Source organism: Pandoraea sp. PE-S2R-1, assembly GCF_002179865.1.
In the GTDB taxonomy this organism is placed as follows: domain Bacteria; phylum Pseudomonadota; class Gammaproteobacteria; order Burkholderiales; family Burkholderiaceae; genus Pandoraea.
Genome location: NZ_NGUR01000002.1, coordinates 70,457 through 84,080, shown reverse-complemented (window position 1 = coordinate 84,080; position 13,624 = coordinate 70,457). Strand labels below are relative to the sequence as shown.

Below are 13,624 nucleotides of genomic sequence, written 5' to 3'. Positions count from 1 at the left end.
ATGACCGACACGCGCCCGCCGCCCGCCAAGACCGGGGCTTCGATGATTCGCGGCAGCGTGATCAGCCTCGGCGTACGCCTGCTCGATCTGCCCAGCCGCTACGGTTTTCACCTGCTGATCGCTGCGGCGCTCGGCGTGGTCGAGACCGGCAATTTCTACATCGTGTTCAGCACGATGGTGGCGCTCGCCGGGTTTGGGCGTCTTGGCGTCGATCAGGCGCTGACGCGGCAACTCGCCATGGACGTGGCATCGGGGCAGTTCGGTGCCGTGCGCCCGACGATCCGCCGTGCGCTCTGGCTGGTGGTGCTCACCTCGGTCGCCGTGTCGGTGCTGCTCGCCGCCGGTGCCGCGCTGTTTGCCGACGATATTCTCCGCAAGCCGGGCCTCGCCTTGCCGCTCATGCTCGGGGCGCTCTCCTTCGTTCCACAGAATCTCGGTGCCGCCGTCGCCGGGGCGCTCGCCGGGTTGCAGCGCGTGGGCTTCAGCCAGATGATTTATTCGTGGCTCTGGCCTGCCATCTTCTGCGTGGCCGTCATCCCGCTGGTTGTCACCGGCCACCTGACGGTGATCAATGCCTTGATACTGATTGCCGCGAGCTTCACGCTCACGGCGATTGTCGGTGCGGTGCTGCTCCGGCGGTTTCTGCGCGATGTGCCGAAGCAGACTCTGACGAACACCGCACCGTCAGCGGCACCGCATCCTGCCGCCAAGGGGCTGCTCAAGACGGGGTTGTCGCTGTTCTCGCTCGAACTCACCAAGCTGCTGATCACCTCGGCGCCCGCCATCGTGCTGGGCATCGTCGCGTCGTCGCGCGAGACCGGTTTGTTTGCGCTTGCGTGGCGCTTGGCGCTCGTCGTCAATCTGTTGATCAGTGGCGTGACAGGCATGGCCGCACCGCGCTTCGCCAGTCTGTATGCGCGTCACGATACGCCGGGGCTGGAGCGCAGCGCGGCGCAAGCGATCGGGTTGGTGCTTTGTCTGGCGCTGCCGGTCACGGTGGCGATGCTCGTCATTCCGCAGCACCTGCTGGGCCTGTTTGGGCACGGCTATGACGATGGTGCGACCGCGTTGCGCGTGCTGGCGCTCGGGCAGATTGCCGCTGCGTGCTTTACTGCCATGCCGGAACTGCTCGGGATGACGGCACACACGCGGGCGCTTATGCGGATCAACGCCGTGTCGGTGGTGGTGCTGCTGGCCGGGTTGGCGTTGCTGGCACCGTCAGGCGGCAGCGTCGGCGCCTCGGCCGCCGCATCGCTGGCGATTGCCGTGAATGGCGCGGCCGCGACGTGGGCCGCGCATCGACTGCTCGGGGTGTCACCGCTCGCTGCGCTGCGGCGTTGGGTGACAGGTCTTCTCGCCCGGAAGGCGCGCGGCTAATTACGCGCGCGTGGCTTCTGCCTTGACGGCGTCGCGCCAAGGGGTCCAGTTGAGGCCAAAGGTTTGTTTGGCCAACTGAGCATCGAGGCAGATGTCTTGCTGCCAGAGCCGGGCGAGCGACGGCGGAATCGGCGGCGGCAGGTTTTTCAAGCCAACCTTGCGGCCTGCGATCTCGGCGATCTTGAGGGCAGGACCCAAGAGCTTCGTTTCGAGCTTCAGTTGCTTTGCCCCGATGCGCTTGACCGGCGTCGCGCCCAGCGCCATCGCGTAAGCGGTGAAATATTCGTTCCAGCGCGGGGCCTCTGCCATGGCGAGGTTATACGCGCGCCCACCCGCACCCGGCGTGCGCAGTGCACTCAGTGCGGCGCTCACGACATCGTCCACGTGCACCAGATTGCTGTGCGCATCGCCCGCGACGCCGAGGTCGCCGAGACGGCCTGCGCGCAGCAACTCCGCGATACGCGCGGACCACTGCGGGCTGCCACCTCCGTAGACACAGCCCGGGCGCAACAGCGTGACGCTCGGCAGGCCTGCGAGCGCTTTTTCCGCTTCCACCTTCGCGATGCCGTAGGCGCTTTCACCCGCGAGCGTCGCCGTCTCATCGATATGTCCTTCGACGCCGCCATACACCGCCATCGAACTGAAATACACCACAGGCACCGGCGTGGTGCGCGCGTTCAGGGCATCGCGCAACGCATGCGCATTGGCCACGATGGTTTCCGGTGAGCCAGCCACGCAATTGACGAGACCGTCGACGTCTTCGAGGGCGGCACCGAGCGAGGCGGAGGAGAGGGCGTCGACGACGCGCAGCCCCGGGCCGGCGCGGCGCGAGGCGGCGACCGGTTCGGCCCAATCACTGGCGGCAAGTGCCTGAACGACGTGGCGGCCGATAAAGCCGGTCGCGCCGGTAACGAGGATGCGGGCTTTCATGTGGCGGACGGACTCACGAAGAAGTGGACGGGCTGGCTGACGGCGGCATGGGCAAGTCGGAGACGTTCCCCTGCTGCTGGAGATGATCGGCAAGGCGCAGGGCCATCGCCACGATGCTCAGTGTGGGGTTGGCCTGCCCGGAGGTCGGGAAGGCCGCAGCGCTCGCGATAAAGACGTTGTCGGTCTCGTGCAAGCGGCAATCGGCATTGACCACGCTGGTCTTCGGATCGAGGCCCATGCGCGCGGTACCGATGTGGTGGCCGCCGTAGGCGCCGTAGCGCGTCATTTCGGCTTCCACTTCGGACGGATCGTACGAGAAGCGGCCGACGCCGGTGCGTTCGACTTCCTGCGCGAGTGCTGCGAGTGTCCGGGTCACGGTCGCCACGTCTTCATCGCAGTAGCGCCAGTCAATGTGAATGCGGCGCTGGCCCAGCGTATCGACGGTGTCGCCCAGCATCACGCGGCTCGCCGGGTTCGGCGCTTGCTCGGCATGGAAGTCGAGACTGAAGCGCAGGTTGGCCGGGCGCACGATGATCGACGGGAATTTGCGGGCCGCCAACGTGCGCTTGAGCGTCCAGTGCGTCAGGAACCGAACGGTGTTCGGCGCATCGACGATGACGTTGCGCAAGTGCGCGAGCCAGTTCGCGAGCGAATTGTCGGGCGAGTCGCCATAGAGGCGCTTGGCGTATTCGTAAGGAACGATGGGGCGTGCGAGATACAGCGACGACAGAATGCCGCTGCCATGGCCCGCTTCGGGAATGCGCGGATGGTGCAGCCGCGCGACGAAGTTGCCGACCCGGAGGTCGTGCTGAGCTTGCGGGCGCAAGGCAAAACGGCGGCGGCAGTAGATACCTTCGTCCGAGACTTCGTAGCCGTGGTACACCGACGCTGCTGCGGCGAGGTCCATCGTGCCGATGGTGCCGGCGATGTGGCACATGTAATAGCGGCCTACGACGTCGTGCGCATTGCCGAGGCCTTGACCGCTGGCACCCGGGCTATCGAGCAACAGTCGCGGGACTTCCAGACCGCCGGTGGCGAGTACGTATGCGCGCGCGGCCACGGTGAAGACCTTGCCCTCGAGCGTGCGGACTTCGGCCGGGCCGACCAGACGTGCCGTGTCGTCGCGCTGTGGCAGGCGGCACAGGTTGGCGTGCTGCACGACGCGCACGCGTCCCCGGGCCAGACGCGCCCGATAACGGCCGCCGAAATCGGTCGGACAACTGAATCGTTCCAGCGTATTCGTGGTGAACAGATCGCTCTCGAAGTTGCCGATCATCGGCGGCGACGGCTTCGTGAATGCGCGCTCGGCGGTGTAGGCGAACTCACCGGCCTCGCACAACGTATTGGCCTGTGCGTACCACGGCATCAAGTCGTCGAGGGCGATTGGCCAGCCGCTGTGCGGCATGTAGTCGCGCGCTTCGAAATCGATGGCATCGAGCGGCATGCAGCGTCCGCCCCAGAGCGTGGTCGAGCCGCCGAAACGGCGTACCCGGTAGCTCTCCGTAGGGGGATGAAGACGCGTGTCGGCGACGGTGCCGTCGTAGAGCGCCTGCGTGGCGGGCTCGGGGGTGTCGCTGCCGCTTTCGAGCAGGATGACGTCGAGTCCGCTGGCTTCAAGTGCCAGCGCAAGGGTGATGCCGGCGGCACCTGCACCGGCAATGCACAGATCGGCTTGCAGGCAGGTGCCGGAAGGAATGTCGTGGGCGTCGAGAATCATCGTCTGCGGCAACTCGCGGCGTGCTTACGGCAGTTAGGGAAAGGGCAGGACGGATAGCCGCTGCGATGGTAGCTGATCCACGACGTCAAGACGACGACTTTCCGCAACAAGTGCGCGCGCGTGTGGCGAAAAGTGTCACTGACGTCATAGGCCCGCTGATACTATCGTGCCTGCCACCCGAACGGATCCGGCTTCGCCGGACGACAGGAATACGATAGGTCATGACCAGTGACACGGATCTGAACGCCGCACCCGTCACGCACTCGCGCGACGTCTTCGAACCCAGCGTTGCCCTGTTCGGGCTGAATCTCGCTGCGGTGCCTTTCGACACCGCCGTCGATGTGCTCGCACATGCCAGTGTGCAGCGCGACGGGCGCGCGCGAATCGTAGTGACGCCGAACGTCGATCACATTGTGCGGCTCGACACACAGCCCGAGTTCAAGCGCGCCTATGCCACCGCCGACTATCTGTTCGCCGACGGTATGCCGATCATCTGGGCCAGCCGCCTGTTCGGCACACCGTTGCCCGGACGCGTGACTGGCGCAGACTTGCTTCCCGCGCTTTGCGACCGCGCCAGTGCGACGGGCGGCAAGGCAGTCTTTGTGGGCGGTCATCCCGAATTCGAAGCCCGGATTCGCGAGGGGCTCGCTGCGCGCTTCCCGGGGCTGGACTTCACGCTGATCGTGCCGTCGATGCGCTTCGATCCGACGGGCCCCGAAGGCGATGCGATTGCGGAGCGTGTTCGCGAGATAGCGCCCGATTTGATTTTCGTGTGCGTAGGCATGCCGAAGCAGGAGCGCTGGGCGATGGCCAACGCAGGCAACATGCCGGGTGGACTGATGCTGTGTGTGGGCGCTGCGATCGAGTTCGCCGCCGGGATGCAGCGGCGTGCACCGAAGTGGATGCAACGCACCGGCTCCGAGTGGATCTGGCGCATCTTGCAGGACCCGGGCAGGATGTGGCGGCGCTATCTGGTCGATGACCGGCGCTTTGTCGGCATCTGCTGGCGGCAGTGGCGCAGCATGGCGCGTAGCGGGCGCTAGGGCGCTAGCCGCTAGCCGGCGCAGCACGCGCCTGCGCCGAAGCGCGCGCAGGCACTGGCGCGCTAAAAGACTACAGCGCGGACTACAGCGCGTTGTGTCCGGTGACCATGACCGGAATAGTCTTGAGCAGAATCTTGATGTCGAGCCACAGCGACCAGTGGGTGATGTAGTAGCGGTCGTACTCGACGCGGCGCTGCATCTTGTCGGGCGTCTCGGTCTCTCCGCGCAGGCCGTTGATCTGCGCCCATCCCGTAATGCCGGGCTTCACGCTGTGACGCAGCATGTAACCCGGAATCAGACGCCGGTACATCTCGTTGTGCTCTTCCGCATGCGGACGCGGGCCGACGAGACTCATCGCGCCCCCCAGCACATCCAGAAGTTGCGGCAGTTCGTCGAGCGACGTCCGGCGCAGATGCCGGCCAAGGGTCGTGATGCGACTGTCGCCCGCGTGTGCCTGACGCAACCCGCCAGTCGCCGCCGCGGCCGCATCCTCGGGCTGGACAACACGCATCGAGCGGAATTTGCGCACGATGATCGGCTGGCCGCGTTCGCCATAACGGCGCTGCCGGAACAGGATCGGCCCCGGTGAATCAAGCCGTACGGCGATCGCGATGCCGATCATGACCGGCCACAGGAAAAACAGCAGCAGCGACGCCCCGGCGATATCCATGCCGCGTTTGATCATGCGCAGGAAGCCCTGCACGGTGATGTCATGCAAAGCGAGCAACGGTACACCGGCAAGATCGGTGCCGGTCAGCGGCAGATCCCCGGGGAAGCGGAACTCGGGCAGCAGGTAGATGGCAGCCGTCGAATCGTACAAGCGGTTGACGATGTCGGCGGTGAGTTCCTTGTTGTCCTGTTGCCCGATGGCGATGAAGACGATTTCGTAGCTGCTGGCTTGAATATGCGCCGCCGCGTCGGCATAACGGCCAAGGTAGGGCGGCAACACTTCACCGTCTTCCGGCTCGACAGGCGCGTCGTTGTAGTAACCGGCAACCTGAATGCCGAGAATCGGCGAGCGGCGCAGGCGCAGATTCAGCTTGCGCGCCTCGGGGCCGAAGCCGAAGAACGCCGCGCGGCGCTGATTGCCCGGGGCATTGTTGATGCTGTGGGCCGCACCGCGCAATGCGGCCAGCCCCAGCATCTGCAACGGCAGCGCGAGCCCCGCCCATTCGGCGAGCATGACGCGCACGTCTTCCGGACGGTCATAGGTCAGGAACAGCAGCACGATCATCGTGAGCAGCACCCGGCACCAGCGCATGGCGCCGCGGCCGAGCATCCACTTGGCATCGCGGGCGCTGGCCAGCAGATGGAAGCGGGCAAAGACGATAAAGGCTGCCACACCCAACGCGCTGACAAGTGTCAGGCCGTACGGGGTATAGGGGTTCTGTCCGTTGAATAGCAGGACAGCAAAGAAGGCGCCGGCATTGAGTACTGCACTAATGCCGCCGACCACCGCCATGAAAAGCCGATGGTGATAAGTCGTCTGGGTCGACATGACGGATGCGAAGGGTTGCGGTAACTGACGGATTCGACAAAGTTCCGGAACGGCGCACAGCCCTCCGATGGTCGCGCGTATCTTATCAGGCCAAATAGTCTTTGCGTATGGCGCCTGACCCCTCGATCGACGCGACTGTGTCGCGTTTGACACGCCTTGAAAATAAAACGCCCGCCGGGCAAAACCGGCGGGCGTTTCACTGTAGCGAATCGGACTCGGCCCCTTGCAGGCCTTCCGATATTTCGTGCTTAGCTTAGTACGGATACACCGTGTCGTTGGAGACGGCAGCACGTTGGCCCTGTTGCACACGCAGCGGCGGGGCTTGGGTCACGGTGGCGACGCGGCCATCGTCCAGACGCACGGTAATGCGGTACAGCACGTTCGGCTGGCCCATGCCGTTTTCGATGCGGTTACCTGCGATGGCACCGACCACCGCGCCACCGATGGTGGTGGCCGTGCGTCCGCGTCCGCCGCCGATCGTGTTGCCGAGCAAACCGCCGGCGGCACCACCCAGCACCGTACCGAGAATGTTCGGGCTGTTATTCGCGCCGTTCATCTGCTCGATCGATTCGACCCGGCCATACAGCGCGCCCTGCGGTGCCTGCTGCGGCGGTTGCTGATAGCCCTGCTGGTAGCCCGGCTGTTGGTAACCCGGTTGCTGATAACCCTGTTGGTAACCGCCACCGTATTGCTGGCCCGGTGCGACGCAACCGGCGAGCAGGACTGCGGCCAGTGCCGCGCTGATTCCCGTAAGTGCTTTGATCTTCATTTTCAGTCGTTCCTCGTGAGCGTGAGGTAAATGCGCCGTCACCATGGAGGTCGGTGACTTCGCGCACTATGTGCCACATATCTTGCGACCACGTCGCGGAATGTAGGGTTCCGCAGACATTCGTGCTGTAAGAAACGGTAAGCATTTGTAATGGCGCCGAGCCCGGTGCGGCGCGGGTTCGCGCGGATCTCGCCGCTTTTGAAGCATGCCTCGATCATATTCCCATGGGGTGGGACTTGGGGTCATGCCCTGTCAATGCGGGTGGGGTGAGGGGAAGCCACTATATATGGCGGTGATAAGTGGATGATGTTGCTGGTAAATTCGCAAAATATGCCAGTTGGCGCGGGAATCGTCTAAGCATATAACCAGAAAGCACTTGGTTGACACGGTACCAAGCGGTAACATCGCGACCTTTCGTCCCTGCTTTCCCGGTTCCGCATCATGTCTGTCGACGTTTCCCTGTCTCCTGCCGCGTCTGCTCCCGCAGCGACTGCGGCATCTACGGCTGCCCGCCCTTCCGGCCCCGCTGTCATCCGCTCGGCGGGCGACGTAGCGCAGCTCGTCAACGAAGGCGGCGCGCGTGTCTCGAATGCCCGCTGGATCGTGGCCATCGCCCTTGGCGGTGTGTTCCTCGACGCTTACGATTTGGGCGCACTCGCTTTCGGTCTGAAAGACGTCGCCCGCGAATTCAATCTCACGCCTGCCGGCACCGGCATGGTCGCGTCGGCGATCACGTTCGGCGCCATCGTCGGTGCGTTTCTCGGTGGCTATTTCACCGACCGCATCGGCCGCTATCGCGTGTTCATGGCCGACATGCTGTGCTTCGTCATCGCGGCCATCGCCTGTGCGTTCGCGCCGAACGAGTACGTGCTCGCCGGTGCGCGCTTCGTGATGGGGCTGGGCGTCGGTATCGATCTGCCCGTGGCGATGGCGTTCCTCGCCGAGTTCTCGAAATTGAAGGGACGCGGCAACAAGGCGGCGCGCGTGGCGATGTGGTGTCCAACGTGGTACGCCGCGATCTGTGCGTCGTATCTGCTCGTGCTGCTGTGCTACTCGGTGCTGCCGTCGTCGCATAGCGCGCTGCTGTGGCGGATCATTCTCGGCTTCGGCGCGATTCCGGCGCTGGCCATCATCGCCGTGCGCAGCCGTTACATGAGCGAGTCGCCGGTGTGGGCCGCGAATCAGGGCGATCTGGAAGGGGCCGCGAAGATTCTTAAGCGGTCGTATGGCATCGATGCCGTGGTGGCTGCCGACGCCGAGCGTGTGACGGCCAAACGGCCTGCGGCATGGAGCAACTATGGGGCGTTGCTGCGCGGTGTGTATCTGCGCCGCACGACGCTCGCGACCATCATCGCGGTGGCCTCGTCGTTTGCGTATAACGCGGTGGCATTCGGTTTGCCGGTGATTATTGCGAGTTTCCTCGCGCAGTCGATGCTCACGACGATTCTGATGTCGCTGGCGCTCAACCTGCTGTTTGCGTTCACGGGTGGTTTGCTCGGCGTGCGTCTCGTGCCGAAGGTCGGTGCGTGGAAGTTGACCGTCATCGGTTACGCCTTCCAGTTGACCGCACTCGTCGGGTTGGCGCTGGTCGGCAAGCCCGCAGGCGGGGTGCAGGTGGCGTGGGCGTTGGGCTTTCTCGCGCTGTTCCTGCTGGGGCAGGGCTTCGGTCCGGGCGCGCACTCGATGACGTTTGCGTCGCTGAGCTACCCGACGTCGCTGCGCGGCGTGGGCGTGGGCTTCAATCAGACGCTGATGCGTTCGAGCTCCACCGTGTCGCTGTTCCTGTTCCCGGTGCTCGCGGCGGCGCTGGCGACCAAGGTCTTCTGGGTGATCGCGATCGCCCCGGCTGTCGGACTGCTCGCGCTGCTGGCGATTCGCTGGGAGCCGTCGAACTACGACGTCGACGCCGAAGACTTCTGATTCGCCTTTCGCGTCAGTCGAGTGGGCGCAGCGGTGGTCTTGCCGCTCGCCCACGGTGAAATTTTCTGCGACGTCGATTGCGAAGGTTTCTGCGAAGTTTTTTGATGTCTCAACGCATATCCGGCGAGAACAATCGTTCTCGCTTCATGAACGGGTCGATGTCTGCGGCCTGGTTGCGATAGCGCGCACAGCGCTTCTTGCCATTCATCTCGATACATTCCCGGGTGCCCAATGGGTTGCCGCCTTCGCGCGTCGCCGATGGGCCGCTGACGGACGAGCGTCCGCTACCCAACGCATTGTCGAAGGCACGCTGCGCGGCCGATCCGGGGGCGTTGGCATCGTCTCCGGCACCGGCGGGGCGTTGCGACTGATCGGTAATCACACGCTCGGCGGAAGCCGCCGGTGCCGAGGCCCGCGAGGGAGGTAACTGACCGACACCCCGTGCGATGTCGGCGCGCCAGTCGGGCGGCGGTACGGTGAGTGTTGGCGGCGTGATGGCGCGAGGTGAGGGTGGTTCAGGTGTGATCGGTTTGGGCTGAACGCTGGGTGTGGCGGGTGCCGTTTGTGTTCTCGGCGAACGGGTGGCGGGCGAGGTCAAGGATTGCGCCGGTTGAACGGATTTCGTGCTGGCCGGCGGTGTCACCGGCGCCGGTGTTGTTATCCAAGTCACCCGCATCGAAGGCCGTTGCGTGTCGTCGCGCAGGTCCGGCAAGTCAGGCAACCATTCACGCAGTGCCATCCCCGCGAGCCCATGGACGACCAGCACGGCAAGCGCCATCCAGCCAATACGGCGACGCCAGCGCGCACGATCGATTTCGCTCACACGGGGCGCGAAGGTTGCGAATGTCGGGGCAGCGAGGGAGGGGGCGATGGCGGGCGCGAATGGAGAGAGGGGCGGCAAGGTCAGGCGTCGCGACGCTAGGGGCCGTCAGGGAAGTGCATTCTGGCACAGCCCCGTGTCGGGTCGCAGCGCAGGATGTTTGAGGCGAAATAAAAATGGCGCCTCAGGGGAAGCGCCGGGAGGTTCAGGCGAGGTGCGAAGGCTCGTCAGCTCCGCCTTTGACGGGTGGCTACCGGCCCATGATTCGTGATCAGTTGGGGCGAGGTGTGCGGGTGGCAAGCGCCGCGCCGCCGCCCATGATGTAGTTTTCGAGCTGATCGATGGTGAACTGTTGCTCGGAGATGATCGCCTTGACCAGATCGCCGATCGACAGCAGGCCGACCAGTTCGCCGTCTTTCATGACCGGCAGGTGGCGAATGCGGTGCTCGGTCATGAGCGACATGCACTCTTCGTTGGTCTGTTCCGGGCTCACATAACGCACGGCGGAGGTCATCACGTCACGTACGGGGGTCGTGACCGATGTCCGGCCCATGAGCGCCACTTTTCGCGCGTAGTCGCGCTCGGTGAAGATGCCGATGATCGTGCGGTCGTCCTCGCTGACCAGTACCGCGCCGATGCGCGCTTCTGCCATCAGGGTCAACGCATCGAGTACCGAATCGGACGGGCGCACTTTATATACCGTGTCTGCCGACTTGGACTTCAGGATCTGAGCGACTGTTTTCATGGTCATCCTCCTGCGGGGTACGGGTACTTACAGCATAGTAGAGGCCACGTTGCGCGTCACGCCCGCGTTGTCCCGGAGGGGCGGCCCGGTGGAACGCCGGAGGAATCCGGGAGAAGCACGCTGGGAGGCGGGGGCGCTGAATGCCCCGAATGATGCATTGCGCCACAAGTTGACGACAAAAGCCTCCAAAATGGCACAATCCGGACAACTTTTCCCCACGAGCAACACAGATAGGGGTATCCTAGCGGGATCGGCGAAAATTCGCCGATCATCGCCTGACGATCGCGAAATGCTTTATCGGCGCCGCTGACAGCCTTGTCCTGCGAGCCGAATCACTCGCTGTGCCGATGGCGCGGACCGACCGGTCTCCGCCCTCCCGACACGCACTGCTCGTCATTGTGGCACTGCCGCAATGTGCCTTGCTCCTTCGAACTCTCGCCGCGTTTCGGTGCGCCGCCATGACAGTCATGGCAGGTCCGCCGGGTAGGCTCGTTTGGCTTCGATGGATGCCCTGCAACCCACAGGGCGTGGCGACGGTATTGGCGAACGAACCTTCAGTAACACCGGTGCTGCGCTCATCGCGAGCGGCACCTACAAGAGGACACGATATTGGCCAAGGAAGAATTGATCGAATTCGGCGGAAAAGTCGAAGAGGTATTGCCGGACAATCGCTTTCGCGTCACGCTTGAAAATGGCGTGGGCGTGATTGCGTACGCGAGTGGCCGTATGCAAAAGAACCGCATCCGTATTCTCGCGGGTGACCGCGTGACGCTGGAAATGTCGCCCTACGATTTGACGAAGGGCCGCATCAATTACCGTCACAAGAATTAAGGTCAGCGCTCAAGTCTGACCGGCGCGCCAAGCGTTGCCCGTCAAGGGCATAGCCATGGCGCGCATAGAAGCGATGCGCAGCGACTCGATGGTCGCTGCTCGTCACTTCGAATCTCTCAAATCCCCACTCGTTGCATCCCGTGTGTGCGGCCGCCATTAGCGCGTGACCGACGCTCACGTGGTTCGTTCACGTGGTTCGCTCCCGTTTCGTACCTGTGTCCTGTTGTTGCGCCCGTTGGTGCACACTTCTCAGCTTCCGCAGCGTCCCCAGCTTTCCCTGCATCCCCTGTACTTCCCGCTTTCTCAGAGCTGTTCGAAACGGTCAAAGCGACGGCCGGTGTATTCCACTTCGCTCTCGAAGTCGAGCACGCGTGCGGCGGGCGGGCCGCGCCGCATCCATTCCAGCATCTTGTCGACCTGCTCGGGCGTGCCTTGCACGACGGCGATGATGTCGCCCTCCGGAAGCGCCTGCACCCAGCCGCGAACGCCGATCAGATGGCCCTCGCGTACGGCGGCATGGCGGTACCCGACGCCTTGGATCTTGCCGCGCAGGCGCACGGCAACGGTTTCAAGCGCGGAGGCAGGAGGCAATGACTTCATGGCAGCAAAGACGAGTACGGAGATTGAATCGCGAAAACGACCGCAGGCGCGGCGACGGAATACGCGGAATGCGCGGAACGCAATGGAATGCGGTGGCGGAGGGCGATTGTAGCCTCATCGCGTGTCCGTGCCTGCCAAACGCTGCTCAAACGGCACCCAATCGTCACTGAACGCCAATCAGACCTTCCCCGGCACCAGCCGGATGCGCGTAATTTCGGACGGCGCCCCAAAGCGCTTGGGCGGGCCCCAGTAGCCAGTGCCCCGGCTTACGTAGATCGCCAGACGTCCCAACCGGTGCAGCCCATGGACGAATGGCTGCTGGAGCGGCACGAAGTACATCCACGGCCAGAACTGGCCGCCGTGCGTGTGGCCCGACAACTGAAGATCGATGCCCGCTTCGGCCGCTGCCGGTGCGCTGCGCGGCTGATGCGCGAGCAGCACACGCGGCACATCTTCCGGCGACCCTGCGACAGCCGCTTGCGGGTCGCTGCGCTTCTCCGGATCGAAATGATGCGCACCGAAATCGGTGACGCCCGCCACCGTCAGCGCAGCCCCTTCGTGATCAAGCACGACGTGCTGATTTTCGAGCACCGTCAGGCCGATACGGCGGAGTTCTTCCACCCACGCCGGCGCTCCCGAGTAGTACTCGTGATTGCCTGTGCACACATAGGTGCCGTGGCGTGACTCAAGTCGGCCTAGCGGCGCGATGTGGTCGCGCAACGCGGGCACGCTGCCATCGACCAGATCGCCGGTGATGGCCACGAGATCGGGCTTCAATTCGTTGGTCGCGTCGACGATGGCGTCGATGTAGCGGCGGCGAATCGTCGAGCTCACGTGAATGTCGCTCAACTGCACGATCGTGAACCCCTTGAGTTCCGGCGGCAGATTGGCGATCGGGATATCGACGTCAACCACGCGCGCGAGCCGCCGCGCGTTGTAGAAACCCAGCACCGTCGAGGCGGCAGTCAGCAGCAACACGATGACGGCGGAGCGCGTCACGAGCTGCGCGTCGAGCACCGAGAACGCCATCGCCACGCCGAGCACCACATCGCGCAGCAGCGTGAGCACGAACAGCGACGAGAAAATGCCGACCGCCATCATGCCGGACCAGTTCAGCAGCGTGGCGAGCGGCTCGCGCTGGAGCGCCCGGCTCATCAAGCCGAGCGGAATCAAGACGGTGGAGGCGATGAGCCACAACGCACCGGCCACCTTCCAGCCCATGCCGACGGGCAGCGGCGTGAGCAGCCGCCAGCCGATATAGGCATGCAGCAGCGCGATGATGGCGAGCATCAGCCAGCGCGGACGCGCAGGCAGCGTGCGGCGCGACGACTTGCCCTGGCGGTGCGCCGGGCCGTCGGTCGCCCCTGACGGGGC

At 64.4% G+C, this 13,624-nt stretch carries 12 protein-coding genes; 4 read left to right on the top strand and 8 right to left on the bottom strand.

The genetic code is table 11. The features are described 5' to 3' along the window. Window positions 1-1,377 (top strand): lipopolysaccharide biosynthesis protein, encoded by a 1,377-nt coding sequence (locus CDV44_RS00375; protein ID WP_249277352.1) that lies wholly within the window; start codon window positions 1-3, stop codon window positions 1,375-1,377. Here CDV44_RS00375 and CDV44_RS00370 read toward each other — a convergent pair whose 3' ends face one another. Together CDV44_RS00370 and CDV44_RS00365 are read right to left on the bottom strand one after the other, a co-directional pair. Further along, on the bottom strand, window positions 1,378-2,307 hold the full coding sequence (locus tag CDV44_RS00370) for an NAD(P)-dependent oxidoreductase (protein ID WP_087686234.1): 930 nt from the start codon (window positions 2,305-2,307) through the stop codon (window positions 1,378-1,380). A gap of 13 nt (window positions 2,308-2,320) precedes the next feature. Next, window positions 2,321-4,024 (bottom strand): FAD-dependent oxidoreductase, encoded by a 1,704-nt coding sequence (locus CDV44_RS00365; RefSeq protein ID WP_087686233.1) that lies wholly within the window; start codon window positions 4,022-4,024, stop codon window positions 2,321-2,323. Window positions 4,025-4,245: 221 nt separating this feature from the next. Here CDV44_RS00365 and CDV44_RS00360 point away from each other — a divergent pair, with 221 nt between their 5' ends. Then, window positions 4,246-5,067, top strand: coding sequence for a WecB/TagA/CpsF family glycosyltransferase (locus tag CDV44_RS00360; RefSeq protein ID WP_087686232.1), 822 nt, complete (start codon window positions 4,246-4,248; stop codon window positions 5,065-5,067). Window positions 5,068-5,149: 82 nt separating this feature from the next. On the opposite strand, the gene CDV44_RS00355 is transcribed toward CDV44_RS00360, so the two are convergent. Together CDV44_RS00355 and CDV44_RS00350 are read right to left on the bottom strand one after the other, a co-directional pair. Next, window positions 5,150-6,565, bottom strand: a complete 1,416-nt coding sequence (locus tag CDV44_RS00355) for an undecaprenyl-phosphate glucose phosphotransferase (protein ID WP_249277351.1) — start codon at window positions 6,563-6,565, stop codon at window positions 5,150-5,152. A gap of 253 nt (window positions 6,566-6,818) precedes the next feature. Then, window positions 6,819-7,334, bottom strand: coding sequence for a glycine zipper 2TM domain-containing protein (locus CDV44_RS00350; RefSeq protein ID WP_058376263.1), 516 nt, complete (start codon window positions 7,332-7,334; stop codon window positions 6,819-6,821). Between the two features lie 441 nt (window positions 7,335-7,775). Between CDV44_RS00350 and CDV44_RS00345 the strand changes: the two genes are divergently transcribed. Further along, a complete protein-coding gene (locus tag CDV44_RS00345) occupies window positions 7,776-9,254 on the top strand; it encodes an MFS transporter (protein ID WP_087686231.1) in 1,479 nt (492 codons plus the stop codon). A gap of 109 nt (window positions 9,255-9,363) precedes the next feature. On the opposite strand, the gene CDV44_RS27675 is transcribed toward CDV44_RS00345, so the two are convergent. Both CDV44_RS27675 and CDV44_RS00335 read right to left on the bottom strand, forming a co-directional pair. Next, window positions 9,364-10,077, bottom strand: coding sequence for a hypothetical protein (locus CDV44_RS27675; protein ID WP_141118646.1), 714 nt, complete (start codon window positions 10,075-10,077; stop codon window positions 9,364-9,366). Window positions 10,078-10,345: 268 nt separating this feature from the next. Beyond that, on the bottom strand, window positions 10,346-10,819 hold the full coding sequence (locus tag CDV44_RS00335) for a CBS domain-containing protein (RefSeq protein WP_087686229.1): 474 nt from the start codon (window positions 10,817-10,819) through the stop codon (window positions 10,346-10,348). A 609-nt stretch (window positions 10,820-11,428) separates the two neighbouring features. On the opposite strand from CDV44_RS00335, the gene infA reads away from it, so the two are divergent. Further along, window positions 11,429-11,650, top strand: a complete 222-nt coding sequence (gene infA, locus CDV44_RS00330) for a translation initiation factor IF-1 (RefSeq protein WP_058376259.1) — start codon at window positions 11,429-11,431, stop codon at window positions 11,648-11,650. A 303-nt stretch (window positions 11,651-11,953) separates the two neighbouring features. Here infA and CDV44_RS00325 read toward each other — a convergent pair whose 3' ends face one another. Both CDV44_RS00325 and CDV44_RS00320 read right to left on the bottom strand, forming a co-directional pair. Further along, the gene (locus tag CDV44_RS00325; RefSeq protein ID WP_087686228.1) at window positions 11,954-12,250 is read right to left on the bottom strand and encodes an acylphosphatase; all 297 of its coding nucleotides are present in this window, start codon (window positions 12,248-12,250) and stop codon (window positions 11,954-11,956) included. Window positions 12,251-12,427: 177 nt separating this feature from the next. Then, window positions 12,428-13,540, bottom strand: coding sequence for a metallophosphoesterase (locus tag CDV44_RS00320; RefSeq protein ID WP_087686316.1), 1,113 nt, complete (start codon window positions 13,538-13,540; stop codon window positions 12,428-12,430). Window positions 13,541-13,624 lie beyond the last annotated feature (84 nt).